Origin of the sequence: Streptomyces asoensis, from assembly GCF_016860545.1 — a bacterium.
Taxonomy (GTDB): Bacteria; Actinomycetota; Actinomycetes; order Streptomycetales; family Streptomycetaceae; genus Streptomyces; species Streptomyces asoensis.
In genome coordinates this window covers 2269850-2290811 of record NZ_BNEB01000003.1, presented here as the reverse complement: position 1 = coordinate 2290811, position 20962 = coordinate 2269850, and the positions used below count along the sequence as shown (strand labels likewise).

The following is a 20962-nucleotide window of genomic DNA, read 5'->3' as shown; positions in this document are numbered from 1 at the left end:
TAAATGTGCGGGGGGTGCACCATTCCGACACATCGAGTTCACCCCCCGTATCCGCACCGGAAAGTTCCGCTGCCGGGGGTGCCCCTAGGGTTTCCCGGGTGCCCAAGCTTTCCGTGATCGTGCCGTTCTTCAATGTCCAGCAATACGCGCCTGACACCCTTGCGAGCCTGCGTGCGAACACCCGTGAGGATTTCGAGTTCGTCCTGGTCGACGACTGTTCGACCGACGCCACCTCGGACATCCTCGCCCGTGCCGAGCGTGAACTGCCGGGCGCGGTGGTGGTCAGACATGAGAGGAACGCGGGACTCGCGACCGCGAGAAACACCGGAATCGACACCGCGCGTGGCGATTATCTGACTTTCCTGGACGGCGATGACTGGCTCGCTCCCGGGTATTTTCCCCGGCTTCTCGACGTCATCGAGGAACTCGACTGCGACTTCGTCCGCACCGACCATGTGCAGTGCACCGGGCGGGCCCGCAGCATTCACCGCGTCCCGCACGGCCGGCGCGGGGTGGTGATGGACCCGCGCGAGGCCATCCTGCCCGCCGACCGGTCCACCTCCGTGGACTACGCCTACGCCTGGGCCGGTGTCTACCACCGCCGGCTGGCCGACCGCGGACTGCTGCACTTCACCGACGGGCTGCGCACCGCGGAGGACCGGCCCTGGATCTGGAGGCTCCACCGGGAGGCGGAGACCTTCGCCGTCACCGGACTGCTGGGCGTCTACTACCGGCGCGGTGTGGCCTCCTCGCTCACCCAGATCGGCGACGTGCGGCAACTGGACTTCATCCGCGCCTTCGACCAGGTGCTCGCGGAGACGGCGGCCGACCCCGAGGGCGCACGGCTGCTGCCCAAGGCGGTGCGCACCTACTGCGCGATCATGAGCCATCACCTCGGCTCGATCGAACGGTTCGAACCCGCCGTGGCCCGCAGACTGCGCTCCCTGTGCGCCGCAGCCCTGCGGAGGATGCCGCAGGACGTGCTCGCGGAGGTCATGGACACGATGGACGCGCAGCGGGCGGGAGTGCTGCGGCGGGTGCGTCGCAGGCCGGTGACGGCGCGCGGGGCCGGTCCGGCGGGCACGGCCCCGGCGCGGACGGTGGCCGTCTGATGCCCGGCACGACCCAAGGCGCCACCGTACGGCGCACCACCCGGATCTTCTGCGTCTCCACCCTGTACGGCGCCGCGACGCTGGCCGCGGCCCTCGACGCCGGGCTCTTCGGACCGACCGACCGCCGGCTGCTGCTCGTCAGCAACAACGCGGTCAATCCGGAGACCGCCCCGTCCGTCGACACCATGCCGGGCTTCGCCCGGATCCGTGAGCGCTTCGACGAGGTCCTGTCCTGGAACGAGACCGTCTCCCCCTTCCACCCGGGCGCCTGGGGCCCGCGCGGGGACGACGTCCCCCTGTGGGAGCGGTACGTCCGGCTGCTGTGGGACCTGGAGGACGACGAGGTGCACCTCGCCGTGGAGTCCATCCAGGTGAACCCGGCCCTGGCCCTGTGCCAGCTGTTCACCGGCGCGCCCGTCGACGTCTACGCCGACGGCCTGATGAGCTACGGCCCCACCCGCGACAGGATCGATCCGCTGGTCGGCACCCGCGTCGGCCGGCTGCTGCACCTCGATCTGGTCCCGGGCCTGACCCCCGTCCTGCTCTCCGAGTTCGGCGTACCCCCGGTACTGGTGCCGTCCGAGGCCTTCCTGAAGGTGCTGAACGAACTCGCCGCCGACGAGAGCGGGCCGGCGGTCCCCGGGGAGCGGCCCGCGCTGCTCCTCGGGCAGTACCTCTCGGCGCTCGGCATCCTCGGCGACGCCGAGGAGGAGGCGCTGCACGTGGACATGGTGCGCGGCGCCGTGGCGCTCGGGCACCGCAGCCTCGTCTTCAAACCGCACCCCGTGGCGCCCGCCCGCTGGACGCGGCTCCTGGAGGACGAGGCGCGGGAGCTGGGCGCCGAACTCCACGTGCTCGAACGGCCCGTGCTCGCCGAGGTGGTCTACCAGCGGCTGCGGCCCGCCCTCGTCGTCGGCTGCTTCTCCACCGCGCTGCTCACGGCCGCCGGCCTGTACGGTCTGCCCGTCGCCCGGACCGGCACCGGCATCGTGCTGTCCCGGCTCGCGCCCTACCAGAACAGCAACCGGGTGCCTCTCACCATCGTCGACGCGCTGCTTCCGGACCTGGCGGACGGGGCGGCGGTGCGGGCGTGGACGGTGCCGCCGCCGGAGCGGGTGGCGGAACTGTCCGCGCTCCTGACGGCGGTGGGCTACGCGATGCAGCCCAAGATCTACCCGGGACTGCGGGAGGACGCGGAGCGGTACCTCTCCACCCGCCTCGACCCGCACACCTGGCGCTACTTCAAGCGCCGGCGGCTGGCGGCGCTGGCCCTGCCCGGTGCCGTACCGAACCAGCTCGCCTTCCTCCCGCGCAACGCGACCGTCCGCCGGCTCGCCCGGCGGGCGCGGGCCCTGAAGCGGGCGCCGGGCGGGAACAGGACATAACGGGGCAGCAGTTCATCGGATCGTCATTCCCGTGCCGTCCCCGGGTCAGCCGTCACTCATCCCGCCCACGTCGAAGCTGCCTAGCGTCCAGTCGACGCGGGGGCGGGGCGGTCCCGTACGGCGGGGCCGTCCCCCACGGCGGGGCAGCTTGCCCGGCCCCGCGACGCGACGACCGTCCACGACTCGACGACTCCCACGGAGGGGCCCAGGATGAGCGCGGCTGACCAGGCGGCGGCACCGGTGCCGGCCCACGCACCGGCACCGACGACACCGGCACTGCGGCTGGACCTCCTGGTCCCCGACCGGGCGCCGGTCCGGCCGCGGACGGAGGGCCGGCTGCGTGCCCTGGACGGACTGCGGCTGCTGGCGGCCCTGATGGTCTGCTTCTACCACTACGCCGGCAAGAACGGCGAGGTCGCCCAGTCCTGGCAGCAGTCCCCGGCCCTCCGGTTCCCGACGCTGTCGCAGTTCGCGACCTACGGCAGCCTCGGCGTGCAGTTCTTCTTCCTGATCAGCGGGTTCGTGATCTGCATGAGCAGCTGGGGCCGGAGCATCGGCGACTTCTTCCGCTCCCGGGTCGCCCGGCTGTACCCCGCGTACTGGGCGGCGATCGTCCTGGTCACCGCCGCGGGGATCGCCCTGCCGGTGGTCGCGGGGCCGCTGCGCCCGGACGAGATCCTCACCAACCTGACCATGCTCCAGCAGCCGATGGGCGTGCCCAGGGTGCTGGGGGTGGACTGGACGCTCTGGGTGGAGGTGCGCTTCTACGCCCTGTTCGCGCTGTTCGTGGTCTGGCGTGGCGTCACCTACCGCAGGGTGGTGATGTTCTGCTGTCTGTGGACGCTGGCCGGCGTCTTCGCCCGGGTCGCCGACAACCCGCTGACCGACGAGCTGGTCATGCGCGACCACGCCCCGTACTTCATCGGCGGTCTCGCGCTCTACCTGATCCACCGCTTCGGCCACAGCCTGCTGCCGTGGGGCATCGTGGTCTTCAGCTTCCTGCTCGGCCAGCGCTACTCCGTCACCGCGCTGTGGCACCCCGGCCCGCAGGGGGCCTTCCACCGCAGCCCCTACGTCATCCAGCTGATCGTGCTGGTCGCCTTCGTCGCCGTCGCCGCGGTGGCCGTCGGCTGGACGAGCCGGGCGAACTGGCGGTGGCTGACGGTGGCCGGGGCCCTGACGTACCCCTTCTACCTGATCCACGAGCATCTGGGCTGGTTCTTCATCCGGGTGCTGTACCGGGGGCTGGGGCTGGACGCGTGGGTGACGTTCGGGGCCACGGTGCTCGCCGTGCTGGGTATCGCCTGGCTGCTGCACCGGGTGGTGGAGCGGCCGGTGGGGCCGCGTCTGAAGAGGGCGCTGGCCGCTCGGGCCGGGGGTGCGGGCTGACCCACGGGGGTCTTGGCGGGGCGCGGCCTGGGCTGCCGCCGGGTCGCGGTCGGTAGGTCGTCGGCTGCGGCGCCGTCGTGGCCGGTCGCGCAGTTCCCCGCGCCCCCAAGAAGCGGGGTCGCACCTGGCCTGGGTCGGGGTGGCATCGCGAGGTCAGGTTGTTGTTCGGCGTAGGTGGCGGGCCGCTCGGCGGAGGGTCGGGTTGCGGCGGAGGGCTTCCGCACGGACGGGGGCGCCGCCCGGGAGGCGGAGGCTGGTGAGGCGGCGGCGCTTGAAGTAGCGCTGGTAGCCGGTCTCCCCCGTCAGGTTCGCGGCGAGCCAGGCCGCCGTCTCCGCCCGCAGGGCGTGGTGCTTGCGGGACTGCATGCAGTACCCCACGGCCCGCAGCAGCGGTGTCAGTTCCCCGGCCGCCCCCATGAGGTCGACGGCGGCGCCCGGCTCCGCGGCCTCCGCGTCGGGCAGCGCGGCGTCGATGATGGTGAGCGGGACGCGGTTGCTGTTCTCGTACGGGGTGATGCGCTCCAGGAGCGCTTCCGTGCCGACGCGGGCGACGGGGATGCCGTAGAAGGCGGCGGCGGTCATCAGGGCCGTGGAGAAACAGCCGATGACGAGTTCCGGCTTCAGGAAGGCGAACACCGTCTCGGCGAGCACCGGTTCGTCGAGCACCGTGAGCCGCACGCCGAGTTCACCGGCGGCCGTCTCCAGGGACTCGCCGTAGACGGCGGGCGCGCTGGGGTGCGGCTTGAACAGCACGTCCCGGTGGCCCGCGCGCGCCGCCGCCCGCAGCATGCGCACGTGCAGCCGCTCCTCCTCCTCCTGGCTGATCAGGTCGATCGCGGAGAGGTACTGGCCGAGGAGTACGGCGGTGGCCCGGCGCTCGGCGGGCAGGCGGGCGGCGAGCAGGGCGGCGCCGGACTCGCCGATCCGCGCGAGGACGTCGACCATCGCCTCCCGGGGTACCGCCTCGGGCCGTACCCCGTACTCGGACAGGAGCATCGGACGCAGCCCGGGGACGAGGTCGAGGTGGAGCACGCGCGTGATGCGGCTGCTCAGACCGTGCGGGATGCGGTTGCGGGTCGGGCCGTAGCTCATCAGGCCGTCCGCGTAGACGTGGACCGGGCTGTCCGCGAAGATGTCGGCGATCGCCCGGGAGGGGTTGGCCTGGATGGACTCGCAGGCGATCTCCACGGGCTCGTCGCCCAGGTCCCAGGCGAGGCGTACGGCCTTCTCCCACAGCCCGAGGTCCTGGGCGCGCGGCGACCAGCCGGCCGGGTGGTGCGGGGAGATGAACTCGTTCCAGGAGTACACCTGGTCGAACTCGGGCCGCAGCCGCTCGAAGCCCGCCATCCGGTCCAGCGGGGTACCGACCTCCGGCGCGGCGGCGGTGTTGCTGACGACGAGGACGCGGCGGACGCCCTCGCGCGGGCCGAACTGCCCGGCACGGATGGCAGCGGTGACGGTCGCGGCCGCGTACTGGGTCGCCGAACAGAAGATCTGGATCATGCCGCCACACCCTTCATGCCACCGCGGACCCGGCGCAGTACATGGACGCGTTCCTCGCCCATCCCGACCACCGCCTCGCTCAGTTCCTCCTCGCTCATCGCGCCCAGCGCCTCGGCGGCCAGCTGTTTGAGCCGGACGGCCACCCCGCGTTCGAACCGGCGCCGGTCGAGCAGCTGGTGGGCGATGACGACGCAGAAGTTGCGCAGCGCCTTCGCGCGCAGCCGGCCGGCCTCGGGGTCGGCGGCGAGTTCACCGAGGACGAGGTCGAAGGAGCGGAAGAAGTCCAGTTGGCGCAGGTCGCCGATCTGGGTGAGCGAACCGGCGAGGCCCCGGCGGTAGAAGACCCCGTGGAGGCTTGCGACCACGTAGGACTCGGCCCGGCGGTGCAGGTCCCAGATCCACGGCCGGTCCTCGGCGGTGCGCAGGCCGTCGTGGAAGCGGAGCAGGCCCCGGTCGAGGAGCCGGCGGTGGTAGATCCCGGCCCAGGCGTAGGGGTAGTCGACCATCGTGGTGTCGTCCACGGGGAGGATGGAGGAACGCGGGTCGAGCAGGGTGTGGCGGCGGCCCTCGGGGGCCCGGTGGAGCGCCCGCTCGACGCCGGTGACCTGGACGTGGTCGGTGCGCACGAAGTCGGCGTCGAACCGCTCGATCACGTCGACGAGCCGGGCCAGATATCCCGGCGCCAGCCAGTCGTCACCGTCGAGGAAGGTGAGATAGCGGCCTTCCGCGAGGTCGATCCCGGTGTTGCGCGCGGTCGCCAGTCCGCCGTTGTTCTCGTGCCGGACGATCCTGCTGTTCCCGAGCCGCCGCGTCAGGGCGAGGAGCGCCTCGTAGGTCCTGTCCTTGGTCGATCTGTCCTCGACGAAGAGGAACTCGAAATCGTCCCGCGCGTTGTTGACCAGGCTGGTCACGGTCTCGGGCAGATAGGACTCGATGTGATAGCAGGGAACGACGACGGACAGGGTCGGAGTGTTGGCCACGTGTGCGCACCTGGATTCTCGGCGGGAAGTCAAGTGATCCTAAGAAAATCGCATCGGGCTCCGATGTCCCGTCACCGAAACCCAGGTGAATTCGGCGTGACATCCGGATCCGGCCGGAGAATGCCGGATGAAGAACTGGTGAGCCCGCTTCACGCCTTTTCCACCGCGCCCTTTCACCGCTGAATTCGGTGCTACGTTCGCGCACGTGACCGATATATCCACCGCATCTCCGCCCACCGCAGAACGCGGGCGGACCGGGCCGGGAACGGCACCGCGCCGGCTGCGCCTCACCTCTCCGGCGGGGTGGACCACCATCGTCACCACGGCCGCCCTGCTGATCCACACCACGCTCACCGCCGGTGTCTTTCTCGACATCCGTTATGTGCTCGCCGCGCTGCGGACCACGGGCGCGAGCGGGATCTCGCCCTCCGAGACCTTCGCCCACCGGCCCTTCTTCTACCGCTGGACGATCCACGCGCTGGACTCCGTCACCGGGGGGACGGACGCGGTGCGCGAGGCCCTCATGCGGTCGGCCGGCCTCGCCCTGTGCGCGGCCGCAGGCCTGCTGCTGCACCACGCCCTGCGCCGGCGGATGCCCGGACGGGACGCGCTGCTCGTCGCGGGCCTCACCGCTCTCACCCTGGCGTTCGCGCCGGTCATCGACTACCTCCAGCCGGAGTGGTTCGCACTCGTCCTCGCGGCGGTCGCCGTCGCCGCCGCGCTCGGTGTCCGCGACCGGTCGCGGGCCGTCGCGCTCGCCGCGCTGCCGCTCGCCCTCGCCGTGCTGATGAAGTACTCCACCGCGGGCACCGCCGCGATGGCGCTCCTGGTGGTCTTCGCGGTCGACCGCGCCCGGGGCCTGCTGCTCGCCGCCGCGACCGCGGTCGGCACCGGTGCGCTGTTCGCGTTCAGCGCCTGGTCGGGCTCGCGCGAACTCCAGTGGCTGCGCGACATGCCGTACATCAACGCGCACGCCCTGGGCAACGGGCCGGTCGTCCTGCCGGACCTGCTGCTGAGGACCGTCTACTACCTGGGCGACCGCACCGCGCTGACGCCGGTGCTCGCCCTGCTGCCCGGCGCGCTGCTGCTGTTCGCCGCCACCCTTGCGGCGCGCCGGCAGCGGGTCGAGGCCGCGCTCGTCACCCTGCTGCTCGTCGTCCTCGGCCTGGCCGTCGTGGTCTACCAGGGCAACTGGTTCGCCTACCACGGCGAGAGCCTGCCGGTGGTGGCCGCGGCGCTCACCGGCCTGGCGATCGGCCGCTGGTACGGCGCCCACGGCCGTCCCCCGCTGTGCCTCACCGTGCTCGCCCTGCTGTACGGCGTGCTGGCCCCGCTGCTCGCCTTCGTGCGGGCCGACGTCGACACGGCGGCGCTCGCGGGGCTCGCCTGGGCCGCGGCCCTCCTCGCCGGTGCGGCGGACCTGCTGAGGGCGCGGGCGGACCGGCCGGGAGCGGCGGCGGACCTGCCGGGGGCGAAGGCGGAGGCACCGGGGGCGCGCGGCCGCCGTGTCCCGGTCGCCCTGCCGGTCCTCGCGCTCGTCGCGTGCCTGGCCGCCACGGTGTGGCCCACCTCGGGGGTCCGGATCGTCGAGGGGAACATCGTCACGACCAACGCCGAACTCACGGAGCAGGCGCGGTCGGCGGAGGCGGCCGCCCGGCAGGTGGACGCCGAACTCCCGCCCGGCGCGCCCGTGCTGTATCTGACCTTCGGTCAGCAGGCGTACTACATCGGCCGTCCCACGGCCTGCCGCTATCCGTTCCCCACCTTCGTCAACGTCCCCCGGCAGCTCACCGAGGTGCCCTCGCTGGAGTCGACCCGGGAGAACGTGCGCTGCATCACCCAGGAACACCCGGCCGCCTACGCCGTCTACCAGCCCAGCTGGCTGTCGCTGGGGGTCATCGACCCGCGGATCGCCGCCGACATCCGCCGGACGTACGCGTGCCCCGCGCCGCGGGGCCGGCAGCTCGTGGTGTGCAGGGCGCGCCGCTGAGAGGCCCCCGGCACGGCACGTCCGTGCGGCGCCCCGGCACCCGCCGCGCGCACGACGGCCCCGGCGGGACCCGCCCGCCGGGGCCCGCGGGTCAGGCCACGCCCGCGATGCGGGCCGCCTCGTGGCCCAGCTCCACCGAGTAGCTCTGGCCCCGGTCCTGCGGGTGGATCTGCGCCATCGTGGCCAGGGTCACCCGGCTGAGGTGGGTGCGGTGTCCGGGGATCAGCGCCTTGTAGCCGGGGGTGACCACCGGCTGGGCGAAGGGCGCCCGGGAGAAGTGCCAGGCCTGGATCCAGGAGCGGTCGAACTCCGGGTTCAGCCGCCGGAGGTACGGCAGATACCGCTCCAGCAGCTCGGCCGGGTCGGTGGTGAAGCGCCAGTCGTCCCGTTCGACGTAGTTGCCCACGTAGAGGAGGTGACGGCCTCCGTAGTGGGCCGGGTCGATCATCTGCGTGTGCTCGACGACCGCGAGGAAGGGGAACTCCGGCTCGTTGATGTTCAGCCAGTAGTACGGGACGGCGCTGCGGTCGAGCTCCAGGACGAAGCAGGTCGCGCCCAGGTACTGGTTGCGCCAGACGGCGTCGTCGGACGGCGCGTCGGCGGCCTTGGCGAAGGCGGGCTGGGGCGTGGTGACGATCAGGTGGTCGAAGGTGTGGGAGGAGCCGTCGGCGGTGCGCACGGTGACCGGCCCGTCGTCGCCGTCCTGACGGACCGTCTCCATCCGCCTGCCGAACTCGATCTTGCCGCCGTGCTCGGCGATCCGGTCGGCCAGCGTGGCGTAGACCCGCTCGAACCCGCCGTCCAGGTAACCGAGTTCGAAGGTCCGGCAGTGCACCCGGGCCCACAGCCAGGCCATCGACACCTCGTCGGCGCGGTCGCCGAACTTGCCGCGCAGCAGCGGCTCCCAGACGGCCTCGGTGGCACGGCGCCCGGCCCACTTCCGCAGCCAGGCCAGGGCGGTCCGGTCGGCGAACCGCTCCCCGTCGCGCACGATCTTCAGCCAGGCGGAGGACAGTCCGAAGCGGATACCGGCGGGCAGGCCGTACAGCGGGGAGGTCAGCATCTGCCGCGGTGTGCTGAAGGGGTGCGTCCGCCCGCCCCGGAAGACACCGGTGGTGGTCCGGTGGAAGCGCAGCTCACCGCCGAGGCCCAGCTCCTCGATGAGCTCGATCATCTGCCGGTCGCTGCGGAAGATGTGGTGGTAGTAGCGCTCCAGCGGCACTCCCCCGACCGGGATCGACGCGGCGAGCCCGCCGAGTTCGTCGGCGGCCTCCAGGACGGTGACCGCGTGCCCCCGCTTGACCGCGTCGTACGCGGCGGTGAGGCCGGTCGCTCCCGCGCCGATGACGCCGAGATTCATGCGAAACTCCACTTTCTGTTGAGCGCGAACTGGAAGACCAGCACCAGGGGCAGCGAACCGGCCTTGACGAGGTTCGGGTCGATGTCGAGGCCCCGGGAGCACACCGCGAGCAGCACGAACGTCAGGGCGATGCCGGTCAGGCCGACGGAGTAGAAGCGCAGCCAGCGCAGCAGCAGACGGTCGCGCTTGCCGAAGGTGAACAGGGCGTTCAGGACGAAGTTGTTGGTGATGCCGAGGCTGGTGGAGAGCACGTTGGCCACCTGCTCGTGCAGCCCGGCGACGTTGTAGAGCAGCAGGAAGGCGCCCAGGTCCAGCAGGACACCGCTGCCGCCGACCAGGGCGTAGGTGATCAGCTGCCGCAGGTCACGGGTACGGGTCGCGGCGGCGGACGGGGGGCCGGTGGCGGGCGGAGAGCCGGTGACGGAGGGGGTGCCGGCGGCCGCCGGGGAGGAGGCGGGACCGGGGTCCGTGCGAGGGCCGGCGTGCGCCCCGGCCTCAGCGGCCATGTCCGGTGCCGTCGCCGCCGGCGGCCTCCGGGTCGTGCGAGATGACCTGCCGCACGGTGTACAGGGGCCGGCCCTGCACCTCGTTGTACGTACGGCCCACATAGCTGCCCAGCACGCCGAGCGACAGCATCTGCACACCGCCCATGAACAGCACGACGACCATCAGCATCGTCCAGCCGGAGACCGTGATCTCGGGCCGCAGGACCTTCATGGCCAGCGCGTAGCAGATGCCGACGAGGGAGAGCGCGAGCACCGCGAAGCCCAGCTTGGTGATCATCCGCAGGGGCGCGGTGGAGAAGCCGGTCAGGCCGTCGACGGCGAGCCGCGCCATCTTGCGCAGCGGGTACTTGGTCTCCCCGGCGAACCGCTCGTCGCGGTCGAAGCGCACCTCGCTCTGCCGGAAGCCGATCGAGGCGACCATGCCGCGCACGAACCGGCTGCGCTCGCGGAAGCGGCGCAGCTCGTCGGCGGCACGCCGGTCCATGAGCCGGAAGTCGCCGGTGTCCAGCGGGATGTCCACGTCGGTGGAGGACCGCAGGAGCCGGTAGTAGGCGTGCGCGGTGGCCCGTTTGAAGAACGTGTCCTGACGGCTGCGCCGGCGGGCGTGCACGATCTCCGCCCCGTCCCGCCAGGCGTCGATCAGCCGCAGGCTGACGGCGGGCGGGTCCTGGAGGTCGGTGTCCATGACGATGACGGCGTCGCCGCGCGCCTCGTCGATGCCGGCCGTGATGGCCATCTGGTGCCCGAAGTTGCGGGCGAAGTCGACGACCCGGACGCGCCGGTCGTTCTTCGCGATGTCTTCCAGGATCCCGGGCGTTCCGTCGCTGGAGCCGTCGTTGACGTACACCAACTCGTAAGTGAATTCCGGGCGTTCGCCCAGGGCCGCCACGAGTTCCTCGTGGAAGTGGCGGATTCCGTCCTGTTCGTCGAAGACGGGCAGCACATAGGAGACGAGCGCGGCGCCGCCGGGCTGACGCGGTACGCGAGACTCCTGCACCCGGCTGGATATGTCAGGCATTCGGCGAACGTAGGGGCGCGATGTGAACGCGGCCCGAACGCGCGATGAGTGGTGCAATGCCGTGAATCGACGGACACGGCGGGCGTCACCGCGGGCGTCACGGCCGCCGCCCGCGGCGCCCCGGGCGAGCCGTCAGGACCTGGCGCCGGAGCCGTCGTCGGAGCCGCGGTCAGCGGACCCCGTAGCGCGCGGCGACACCGGCCACGACGATCTCCAGGCCTTCCTCGAACTGCCGGTCGTAGTCCTCGAAGATCTCCGCGCCCACCTCCGCCGACAGGGGGAACTCGGCGAGCAGCCGGGCGCGTTCGCCGACGTCGTACCCTTCGCGCCGCTCACCCGGCAGCGGCTGCACGCCCTGCTCCTCGGTGACGAACCCGATGGTGTACGCGTAGGAGGCGGACAGGGCGCGTGCGGCGTCGGCCAGGGCGAACCCGGCGACCGTGAACAGCCGCAGGTTGTCCTCCATCTGTGCCGCGTGGTCGGTGCCGGTGAAACGCGAGCCGCTGAAGACCTTGGCGCCGTCGCGGTGGGCGAGGAGTCCGGCGCGCAGCCCGCGGTTGGCGCCGCGCAGCCGGTCCTGCCAGCTGTCGGCGGGGTCGAGCGCGGTGCCCGCGGCCATCCGCCGGTACATCTCGGTCGCCATCTCGTCCAGCAGGGCCTGCTTGTCCTTGAAGTGCCAGTAGAGGGCGGGGGCCTTGACGTCCAGCTCGCGGGCGATGGCGCGCAGGCTCAGCCCGTCGAGACCCACTTCGTCCAGAAGCCTGAGCGCGGTGTCCGCGACCCGTGCGCGGTCGAGGGGGGCGCGTCGTTCGGTACTCACACTTGACAGCTTAACGCCGTTAAGGCCACTCTCGTGGGCGTCGGAACTTAACAGCGTTAAGGAGAGTGGCATGGACAGGGACATGGACGTCCTGATCGTCGGCGCGGGCCCCACCGGCCTCGTCCTGGGCATCGACCTGGCCCGGCGGGGCGTGCGGGCGCTGGTGGTGGAGCGGGGCGAGGGCCTGGCGCCCGGCTCCCGCGGCAAGGGCCTGCAACCGCGCACGCTGGAGGTCTGCGAGGACCTCGGCGTCCTGGACGAGATCCTCGCCGCCGGTGGCGCCTACCCCGTGGGCATGGTCTGGGCGGACGGTGAGCAGGTCGGCGAGCACGCGATGTTCGACCCGATGGAGGACGGCGAGGAGGGCTGCCGCTTCACCACCCCGTGGATGGTCCCGCAGTGGCGCACCCAGGAGATCCTGCTGGCGCGGCTGACGGAGCTGGGCGGGACCGCGGCCTTCGGCCGTGAGGTGGTGCGGCTCGAGCAGGACGGCGCGGGGGTGACGGCGCACTTCACCTCCGGCGGGCCGGTCCGCGCCCGGTACGCCGTCGCCGCGGACGGCGGTCGATCGGCGGTGCGCCGCGCGCTCGGCACAAAGATGCGCGGCGAGACTCTCGACCCGGACGCGGCCCTGGTGGCGGACGTGCGGATCCCGGATCTGGACCGGACGTGGTGGCATCTGTTCCCGCCGAGCGAGCCGGAGTCGGGCTTCCTGGCGCTGTGCCCGCTGGCCGGGACGGACCAGTTCCAGCTGATGGCGCGGCTCCCCGGCGGGGCGGCTCCGGATCTGTCCCTGGAGGGCGTCCGCAAGCTGGTCTCGGAGCGCACCCACCTCGCGCCCGGCGCGGTGACGGAGCTCTTCTGGGCGTCCGACTTCCGCCCGCGCGCCGCCCTGGCGGACCGCTTCCGCGAGGGACGGATCTTCCTGGCCGGCGACGCGGCGCACGTGCACTCCCCGGCCGGCGGCCAAGGGCTGAACACCAGCGTCCAGGACGCGTACAACCTGGGCTGGAAGCTGGGCGCGGTGCTGGCCGGACACGCGCCCGACAGCCTGCTGGACACCTACGAGGAGGAGCGGCGCCCTGTCGCCGAGCAGGTGCTCGGCCTCTCCACCGCGATCCACCGGGACGAGGCGCGCCGGGGCGCGAAGACACGGCAGCTGGGCCTCGGCTACCGGCACTCGTCGCTGAGCGAGGAGACCCGGGAAGACCCCGGCCCGCTGCGCGCCGGTGACCGCGTCCCGGACCTGACCGTCGACGGCGTGCGCCTCTTCGACCGGCTCAGGGGGCCGGACTGGACCCTGCTGACCCTGGACAGCGGTGTGTACCTGGTCCGCCCCGACGGCCACGTGGGCTGGGCGGGCGACACGCGGGAGGGACTCGGGGAGTACCGCGCGCGCCTCGGCCTCCCCCGGGAAGCACTCGAAGAGCCCCGGTGAGCCCGTCGGGAAGCACCCCGGCAAGCACTTCGGTGAGCACCCCGGGAGCCGACCGGCTCAGAACGCGTCCGAGGGCACGTACGTCCCCCAGACCTCCCGCAGCGCGTTGCACACCTCGCCCACCGTCGCCCGCGCCCGCAGCGCGTCCTTCATCGGGTAGAGGACGTTGTCCTCGCCCTCCGCCGCCTTCTTCAGGGCGTCCAGGGCCGCGTCCACCGCCGCCGTGTCGCGCTCGGCCCGCAGCTTCGCGAGCCGCCGCGCCTGCTGCGCCTCGATGGCCGGGTCCACGCGGAGCGGCTCGTAGGGCTCCTCCGCGTCGAGCTGGTAGCGGTTGACGCCCACCACGACCCGCTCGCCCGCATCGGTCTCCTGGGCGATCCGGTAGGCGGACCGCTCGATCTCGCTCTTCTGGAAACCGTGCTCGATCGCCGCCACCGCGCCGCCGAGGTCCTCGACCTTCTCCATCAGCCCGAGGGCCGCCGCCTCGACGTCGTCGGTCATCCGCTCCACGACGTAGGAGCCGGCGAAGGGGTCGACCGTCGCCGTCACGTCGGTCTCGTACGCGAGCACCTGCTGGGTGCGCAGGGCGAGGCGGGCGCTCTTGTCCGTGGGCAGCGCGATCGCCTCGTCGAAGGAGTTCGTGTGCAGGGACTGCGTGCCGCCCAGCACGGCCGCGAGCCCCTGGACCGCCACCCGGACCAGATTGACCTCGGGCTGCTGGGCCGTCAGCTGGACGCCCGCCGTCTGCGTGTGGAAGCGGAGCATCAGCGACTTGGGGTTCTTCGCGCCGAACTCCTCCTTCATCACCCGCGCCCAGATCCGGCGCGCGGCGCGGAACTTGGCGACCTCCTCCAGGATGGTCGTGCGGGCCACGAAGAAGAAGGACAGACGGGGCGCGAAGTCGTCCACGTCCATGCCGGCGGCGACCGCCGTACGAACGTACTCGATGCCGTCGGCCAGCGTGAAGGCGATCTCCTGCGCCGGGGAGGCACCCGCCTCGGCCATGTGGTAGCCGGAGATCGAGATCGTGTTCCACTTCGGGATCTCGGCCTTGCAGTACTTGAAGATGTCCGCGATCAGCCGGAGCGAGGGCTTCGGCGGGAAGATGTACGTGCCGCGGGCGATGTACTCCTTCAGCACGTCGTTCTGGATCGTGCCGGTCAGCCGGTCGGCCGGCACGCCCTGCTCCTCGCCGACCAGCTGGTACATCAGGAGCAGCAGGGCCGCGGGGGCGTTGATCGTCATCGACGTCGAGACCTTGTCCAGCGGGATCCCGCAGAACAGCACCCGCATGTCCTCGACCGAGTCGATGGCCACGCCCACCTTGCCGACCTCGCCGCTCGCGATCGGGGCGTCGGAGTCGTGGCCCATCTGGGTGGGCAGGTCGAAGGCGACCGACAGTCCCATCGTGCCGTTGGCGATCAGCTGCTGGTAGCGGGCGTTGGACTCCACCGCCGTGCCGAACCCCGCGTACTGGCGCATGGTCCAGGGGCGGCCGGTGTACATGGACGGATAGACGCCGCGGGTGAAGGGGTACTCGCCGGGCCGCCCCAGCCGCTCGGCCGGGTCCCAGCCCGCCAGGTCATCCGGCCCGTAGACCGGTTCGATGGGCAGTCCGGACTCCGACTCACGCGCCATTGGTGTGATGCCTCCCGCTGAGCAGTACCCGTTGCTTCGACCGACCGGACCGGACCGCCTGCCGGCCGTCCCGCCATACTCCCCGGTTACCCGCCGGTACGTGCCGGTCTTCCGACGGACTGTAGCGGCGCTCGGGCGAGCCGTGGGCGGTGCCGGGCTTTGACCTTCCTCACAGGGTCGGTGACCGGACGTCCGCGCGCTCCGCGACGCACCGGTGAGGCACGCGATGTCCTGGGCGGTGGGCCGGGAGGGGGCGTCGGCCACGGGTCCGCGCGCCGGGGGCGGGACACCCGGCGGGGCCGGGTTGCGGGAGGTTATGGGGCGCGAGCGGGACCGGGGGAACGTGTCCCGCCCGCGCCGAGCGCACGAGCCGAAGGTACGGGGGGAACCCCCGGCTGCATGCAAGGGCCGATGACCAGTCGGCTCACTACTTACTGCGCTCCGGCCGGTGAAAACGTCACACCCGGCGCGCAGAAAGTTTTCGGTACGTGCGAAACCGCAGGTCAGTGCCGGTGCGAGGACGAACCGCCGCCCGAGCCGCCGGACCCACCGGAGCCTCCCGGGCCGCCCGGACCACCGGACGCCCCGTGACCGCCCTGGTGACCGTGGCCGCCCGGCCGGCCGTGGGCGCCGCCCGGGTGACCCGCGCCGCCGGAGTGGCCCGCCCGGCCCGCGTGGCCCGAGCGCCCGGGCGCGATGCCCTGACGGCCGTCACCCGCTCCGCCGCCGTGACCGTCACCGTGTCCGCCGCCGTGTCCGCCGCGGCCACCGTCCTCGTCGTCGTCGGAACCGCCGCCCGACCCGCCCTTGTCGTCGGAGCCGCCCCGGTCGTCGGGGCCGCCGCCATGGCCCTGGCGCCCGTCCTGGTTCTGTCCGCCGCTCCCGCCGGGCCGGCCCGCCGTGCCGTTCGGAGTGCGGTCGTCCCCGCGGGAGTTGCCGTGGGGGGTGCCGTCGAGGACGCCCGCGCAGTACGCGGGCACCCGCCCCGGGCCGCCCGCGCGCTGCTCCAGCGTCCGGCGGCGCTCGGTGTCCAGTCCCCGGCCGGCGCTCAGGTCGCGGCAGGAGGAGGGCACGCCGGACGGCCAGGCGCCGCGGGCCCCGGGAACGGCCGCGGAGCCCTCGCCGGCGCTGCCCCCGCCGGTGTCGCCCCGCCCGGTGGCGCCCGTGCCGCCGGCCGGGGCCGAGGGGCCAGGACCGCCGCTCGGGGACTGCGGAGCGGGCGAGGCGGGGGAGTGGCCGTCCGTCGGCACGGCCGCGGGGACGGACGCCGCGGGACGGGCCGGGCCCGCGCCGTCGAACGGCGTCGGCAGGACACCCGTCGCGGCCGCGATCCCACCCACCATCCCGGCGGTCAGCGCGGCGGCCAGGCCCAGGCGCACCGGCCGGCTCCACCGGCGGCCGGTGGCCGGCGGGGTCCGGGCGCCGATCCGCACCAGCTGGGCTTCGTCGGCGTACACGACCGGGGGCGGGCCGGCGGCGGTCCCGTCCGCCTCACCGACGGCGGCGCCTGCCGTCGTGGGACGGGTGCGGCCCGCGGGACCGGTGGTGCGGGCGAGGTCGGCACGGTCGGCGTGGGCCTTGCGGAAGGCGGCCAGAGCCGCGGCCTCGCCGGGGAGTTCCTCGTCGGCGGGCAGGGGTCCGGCGGCCGAGGCGGCCAGCGCGCCGAGGGTCCGGGAGAGCCGCTCGGCCTCGTCCGCCGCCGGGCCGCCGACGGCCGTGTCCGGTGACTCACCGCGCAGCAGACGCTCCGCCGTTTCCCGGTCGAGCCACCTGTCCCGCTTGTCGGCCATCACATGTCCCTCTGCGTCCGCGCGTGCGTATGCGTCACACCGGCGGACGTCACCGCGCGCGAGCGCGCCGCGCGCTGAGGCGGCAGCGCGTCGAGCACGCCGGCCGTCTCGGGATCCTCGCCGAGCAGTTCGGCGAGCCTCTTCAGACCGCGGTGGGCGGCCGTCCGCACGGCACCGGGTCTCTTGCCGAGCGTCTCGGCGGCGGTCTTGGCGTCCAGTCCCATGACGACCCGCAGGACGACGGCCTCGGCCTGGTCCTGCGGCAGCCGGGCGATGAGGCCGAGGGTGCGGCCGGTGGCGAGCGCCTCGATGGCCTCGCCCGCGGTGTCCGACTCGGCGGCCCGGCCGGTCAGCTCGCTCTCGTCGCCGACGGTCGCCGGGCGGCGGCCCCGCATGCGGATGTGGTCCAGGGCGCGGTTGCGGGCGATCCTGGCGGCCCACCCCCGGAAGCGGTCCGCGTCGCCGCTGAACCGGTCCAGGTCGCGAGCTATCTGGAGCCAGGCCTCGGAGGACACGTCCTCGGCGTCGAGGTCGCCCACGAGCGTGCGGACGTACCCGAGCAGCCGCGGGTGCACCGCGCGGTACACGGTCCGGAACGCGGTCTCGTCCCCGTCCTGTGCCGCGAGCACCGCGGCTGTCAGCTCCGCGTCGTCCCCCACGTCGTGGTTCCTCGGTCGATGGTGCGCGGTCCGCGGACCGCAGGTCGGTGCGGTGGTCTGCCGCTTCGCCGTCCGGCGCGAAAGGCACGTTACGACCTGAAACAGCCGCACGTCCATGTCCGTAGAACATGCAACTAACTCGTGACGCGAGGGGGCGCGTCGTAGGTGTGACAGAAAACGCACTCATGGCGCTGTAGGGAGTACGGGCCGCCGCGCGGCCCGTGCCGCGCGACGGCCGGGGCCTCTCCTGTGGGGGGTGGCGGCCCCGGCCGTTGCCTTGGCGGCAAGCGTTCTCCGCCCCTCGGCCTCTCACCGGTACCGGCATCGCCCCTGCTCGGACGGCTTCCGGGGGCTCGCGCCCCGGCCCGCGCGACCGCCGCCCGCGCCCTAGTGGGCCCCGGCGGCCCCGCCGCTCTCCCGCGCCCCCGTCGAGCCCTGCGGCCCCGTTGCCGGACCGGCCGCGGGCCGGCCGGAGGCGCCGGGCGTCCTGGCGGGTTCGGGACTCTTGACGGCCTTCGGTGTCGTCCGCCCCTGCGGGTGCCCGTCGTCCCCGGCGCTCCGCGAGGCGCAGGCGCCCTTCCCGGTCCGCGCGGCGCCGCCGGTGTCCGCCGCCTCCCGTGCCGCGCAGTACGCCGGGACGTTCTCCTCGCCGCCCGCGGCGGTGACGAGCCGCCGCCAGGCCGTGGCCTCCATCGCCCTGCCCCGCCCCTCGACCTTCGCGTAGGCACGGCAGTGCGCCTCGGTGTCCTGGGCGCCCACGGGCCGGTCGGCGGAAGAGGGCCCGGGCGGGCTCACGGAAGGTCCGGCGGACCGGGACCCGGGCGCGCTCGTGGCCCCGGTCGCCGTCGCGGCCGTCGGCGCTTCGGGGCGGTCCGAGGCAGGGGCGCCGCCGTCGTGGCCGTCCCCGGCGGCGCCGACGGCGGCGAAGGCGGCCCCGCCGAGCGCGAGGCCCGCGACCAGCACGGACAGGGTCGTGCGCAGCGAACGGGCCGGCCGCGGCCCGGTCCGCGGCCGCCAGTCGTCCCTGCGGCGGGTACGGGCCCGGTGCGCGCCCGCGTCCCGGGCGGCCCGGAAGGCGGCGACGGCCAGGCGTTCGCCGTCGCTGCCGTCCGCGGCCGGCGGTACGGCGTCCGGGCCCTCGCCGGGCCCGTGCGGGTCCCCGGGGAGCAGCGCCCGGGCGAGCAGGGCCTCGATGCCCGGCGGCAGGGGCCGCGACGCCCGCGGAGCGCCGTCGCCACCCTCGGGGGCGGCCTCCGGGGGAAGGGGAGGGTGCTCACGCCGGCGGCTGTGGCCCGCGCCGTCGTCCAGCCGTTCACCCATTCCGTTTCCGCCTCTGTCCCGTCCGTCCGATCAGGCCGTCCGGCCTGGTGGCCGCGTCCGTCACTGATCCATACGGTCCACGGCCCGCGCCGTTCATATCGACTCCCCCAGCGTCCGGGAGCCGCCATCCGTCACACTCCCGCCCGCGCCCTCCTCCTCGAGCTGCCGGGCCAGGCGTCTCAGGCCCCGGTGCGCGGCGGTGCGGACGGCGCCGGGGCGCTTGCCGAGCACGCGGGCGGCGGCGGGCCCGTCCAGCCCGACGACCACCCGCAGCAGCACCGCCTCCGCCTGGTCGCGCGGCAGCCCGCGGACGAGTTCCAGGGCGCGTCCGGTGGAGAGCGACTCCAGTGCCTGGTCGTGCGTGCTGTGCGGAGCCGGCAGGTCGAGGACCAGGTCCTGGTCCAGCACCGCCGACCGGGGCCTGACCCGCAGCCGGCGCAGATGGTCCAGGGCCCGGTGCCGGGCGATGGTCGCCGTCCAGCCCCGGAACCCGGCGCCGTCGCCCTTGAACCGGCCGAGGTCCCGGGCGATCTCCAGCCAGGCGTCGGAGGCCACGTCCTCGGCGTCGTCGCCGACGATCCCGCGCAGGTAGCCGAGCAGTGCGGGCTGCACGATCCGGTACGCCACGGCGAACGCGGCCTCGTCGCCGTCCTGGGCCCGCGTCACGGCAGCGCCCAGTTCCCCGTCGTAGGCGTGCGCGCGCCGGGGTTCCCCTCCCTGGCCCAAGACTGTCCTCGTTCGTGCGGAGTTCGTTCCGGCGCGCGACTCCCCCGTCGGACACCGGGTCCGAAGCGGCCACGCCCCCACGGTCATCAGCGTCGGGCTCCACAGAAGTGTCACAGCGCGCCGCCGGGGGGCGTGCCGTTACCGGCGCGGCCCGCGCGTGGCGTCGCGGCACAGCAGCCGCAGGGAGCCGTGGCCGGCGAAGCAGCGGCGGGACTCGTCGAGGGGTTCCCAGAGGCGGCCGTCGGGGGTGCGCACCCAGTGGTCGCCGCCGGACCCCCACCACTCGGCGCCGGTCTCCCGGACGATCACCTCCCCGGCGTACGCGCCGAGTCCGCGCAGCGTGTCCGCCACGGCGGGGTACGGCGAGCCGTCGCGCCGCAGGTCCTCGATCGTCCGGTCGACGCGCCACAGGCTCTGCGGCGAGTGGTCGAGGTGGGCCCGGAGGGCGTCGGGCGCCGCGGCCACCGCCTCCGCCGCCCACCGCACGGGTTTCGCGGCGGCGGAGGGACGGGCGGGGCGGGCGGCTGGGTCGCTGTGCGGGGTCGTCCTGCGCGTCACACTCGAAAGAGCGAGGTCGACGGCGGGGGCGTCACTCATTTCCGGGGCCTTTCCGAGAACGGTGCAGGACCCACCCGTCTTCCCCGCACCCCCCTCACTTACGTCCACGGGCCCGCCGCGAGACCACCGCGCGCAGGACCCGGCGCCCCTCCGTCGTGATGTCGAGGGCCCGGCGCAGGCCGCCCGCGCCATGGCCGGCGAGGACCTCCAGGACGGAGATCTGGCGGCGCAGCTCGGCGGCCACGAGCGGCGGCATGCCCTCGGTGCGGCCCTCGCGGCGGGAGTCGACCGTGGAGGCGTCCTCGGCCGGGTCGAGAAGGCGGTGGATCTGGAGCGAGGCGACGGAGCAGGCGTCGGCCCACAGCCGTACGCCGGCGGCGGAGCGGTCGCCGGGGGCGGCGTCCAGCATCCGGCGGGCGAGGAGAGCGGCCTCGTCGTCCTCGGTGGCCCCGGCCAGCTTGCCGCGCGCCTGTTCCACCAGCCCGGCCCAGTCGGCCGCGTCGGAGTCAGCCGTGAGGTTCCCCCACAGCGGCCGCAGGATCTCGTCGTCACCCCCGAGGAGCGGTACGCACCGGTCCAAACAAGCCAGCCCGCTGGCAGCCAGTCCGCGTTCGTCGGCCTGAGCGATCAGTTCCACCAGGCTCATCCGCGCCTCCCTCGCCAGGGCACCGACCTTACGGAGCCCGCACTTCCCCTTACTGCGTGCGACGGGCCGGGAGTGTCACAGGAGGACTTTTTCGGCCAACTGCGGAGCGGGCGGGAGAGGCGTC

18 protein-coding genes are annotated in these 20962 nt (G+C 73.6%); 5 read left to right on the top strand and 13 right to left on the bottom strand.

Translation table 11 applies throughout. The features are described 5' to 3' along the window. Positions 1-98: 98 nt before the first annotated feature. The 3 genes from Saso_RS22955 to Saso_RS22945 all read left to right on the top strand — a co-directional run bounded on the left by Saso_RS22955 (position 99) and on the right by Saso_RS22945 (position 3886). On the top strand, positions 99-1112 hold the full coding sequence (locus Saso_RS22955) for a glycosyltransferase family 2 protein (protein WP_189920388.1): 1014 nt from the start codon (positions 99-101) through the stop codon (positions 1110-1112). After that, positions 1112-2497, top strand: a complete 1386-nt coding sequence (locus Saso_RS22950; RefSeq protein ID WP_189920390.1) for a polysialyltransferase family glycosyltransferase — start codon at positions 1112-1114, stop codon at positions 2495-2497. Before Saso_RS22955 ends, Saso_RS22950 begins: the two co-directional genes overlap by 1 nt. Positions 2498-2707: 210 nt before the next feature. Then, positions 2708-3886 carry an acyltransferase family protein gene (locus Saso_RS22945; protein WP_189920392.1) on the top strand — a complete coding sequence of 393 codons (1179 nt, stop codon included), beginning with the start codon at positions 2708-2710 and terminating at the stop codon, positions 3884-3886. A gap of 153 nt (positions 3887-4039) precedes the next feature. On the opposite strand, the gene Saso_RS22940 is transcribed toward Saso_RS22945, so the two are convergent. Further along, the gene (locus tag Saso_RS22940; protein ID WP_189920394.1) at positions 4040-5389 is read right to left on the bottom strand and encodes a polysialyltransferase family glycosyltransferase; all 1350 of its coding nucleotides are present in this window, start codon (positions 5387-5389) and stop codon (positions 4040-4042) included. Beyond that, positions 5386-6369 carry a glycosyltransferase family 2 protein gene (locus Saso_RS22935; protein WP_189920396.1) on the bottom strand — a complete coding sequence of 328 codons (984 nt, stop codon included), beginning with the start codon at positions 6367-6369 and terminating at the stop codon, positions 5386-5388. Before Saso_RS22935 ends, Saso_RS22940 begins: the two co-directional genes overlap by 4 nt. A gap of 205 nt (positions 6370-6574) precedes the next feature. On the opposite strand from Saso_RS22935, the gene Saso_RS22930 reads away from it, so the two are divergent. Beyond that, positions 6575-8359 (top strand): hypothetical protein, encoded by a 1785-nt coding sequence (locus Saso_RS22930; protein WP_189920398.1) that lies wholly within the window; start codon positions 6575-6577, stop codon positions 8357-8359. A 91-nt stretch (positions 8360-8450) separates the two neighbouring features. On the opposite strand, the gene Saso_RS22925 is transcribed toward Saso_RS22930, so the two are convergent. The 4 genes from Saso_RS22925 to Saso_RS22910 all read right to left on the bottom strand — a co-directional run bounded on the left by Saso_RS22925 (position 8451) and on the right by Saso_RS22910 (position 12063). Beyond that, on the bottom strand, positions 8451-9719 hold the full coding sequence (locus tag Saso_RS22925) for an NAD(P)/FAD-dependent oxidoreductase (protein WP_189920400.1): 1269 nt from the start codon (positions 9717-9719) through the stop codon (positions 8451-8453). Next, on the bottom strand, positions 9716-10225 hold the full coding sequence (locus Saso_RS22920; RefSeq protein ID WP_229901186.1) for a GtrA family protein: 510 nt from the start codon (positions 10223-10225) through the stop codon (positions 9716-9718). The genes Saso_RS22925 and Saso_RS22920 overlap by 4 nt, the downstream gene beginning before the upstream one ends. After that, a complete protein-coding gene (locus Saso_RS22915) occupies positions 10215-11243 on the bottom strand; it encodes a glycosyltransferase family 2 protein (RefSeq protein WP_189920402.1) in 1029 nt (342 codons plus the stop codon). Before Saso_RS22915 ends, Saso_RS22920 begins: the two co-directional genes overlap by 11 nt. 169 nt (positions 11244-11412) lie before the next feature. After that, complete coding sequence (locus Saso_RS22910) at positions 11413-12063, bottom strand: TetR/AcrR family transcriptional regulator C-terminal domain-containing protein (protein WP_189920404.1); 651 nt, start codon at positions 12061-12063, stop codon at positions 11413-11415. Positions 12064-12133: 70 nt separating this feature from the next. On the opposite strand from Saso_RS22910, the gene Saso_RS22905 reads away from it, so the two are divergent. Further along, positions 12134-13501: an FAD-dependent monooxygenase gene (locus Saso_RS22905; RefSeq protein ID WP_189920406.1), complete on the top strand. Its 1368-nt coding sequence runs from the start codon at positions 12134-12136 to the stop codon at positions 13499-13501. 57 nt (positions 13502-13558) lie between these two features. Here the strand turns inward: Saso_RS22905 and Saso_RS22900 are convergent, their stop codons facing one another. The 7 genes from Saso_RS22900 to Saso_RS22870 form a co-directional block, all read right to left on the bottom strand. Further along, the gene (locus tag Saso_RS22900) at positions 13559-15139 is read right to left on the bottom strand and encodes an acyl-CoA mutase large subunit family protein (protein ID WP_189920408.1); all 1581 of its coding nucleotides are present in this window, start codon (positions 15137-15139) and stop codon (positions 13559-13561) included. 503 nt (positions 15140-15642) lie between these two features. After that, entirely contained in the window at positions 15643-16929 is a 1287-nt protein-coding gene (locus tag Saso_RS22895; protein ID WP_189920410.1) for a hypothetical protein, read from the bottom strand. After that, positions 16929-17588 carry an RNA polymerase sigma factor gene (locus Saso_RS22890; protein WP_189920412.1) on the bottom strand — a complete coding sequence of 220 codons (660 nt, stop codon included), beginning with the start codon at positions 17586-17588 and terminating at the stop codon, positions 16929-16931. Before Saso_RS22890 ends, Saso_RS22895 begins: the two co-directional genes overlap by 1 nt. A gap of 387 nt (positions 17589-17975) precedes the next feature. Further along, on the bottom strand, positions 17976-18908 hold the full coding sequence (locus Saso_RS22885; RefSeq protein WP_189920413.1) for a hypothetical protein: 933 nt from the start codon (positions 18906-18908) through the stop codon (positions 17976-17978). A gap of 93 nt (positions 18909-19001) precedes the next feature. After that, on the bottom strand, positions 19002-19634 hold the full coding sequence (locus Saso_RS22880; protein WP_189920415.1) for an RNA polymerase sigma factor: 633 nt from the start codon (positions 19632-19634) through the stop codon (positions 19002-19004). Positions 19635-19772: 138 nt separating this feature from the next. Beyond that, entirely contained in the window at positions 19773-20231 is a 459-nt protein-coding gene (locus Saso_RS22875; protein ID WP_229901187.1) for a hypothetical protein, read from the bottom strand. A gap of 55 nt (positions 20232-20286) precedes the next feature. Next, the gene (locus tag Saso_RS22870; protein ID WP_189920417.1) at positions 20287-20838 is read right to left on the bottom strand and encodes a hypothetical protein; all 552 of its coding nucleotides are present in this window, start codon (positions 20836-20838) and stop codon (positions 20287-20289) included. Positions 20839-20962 lie beyond the last annotated feature (124 nt).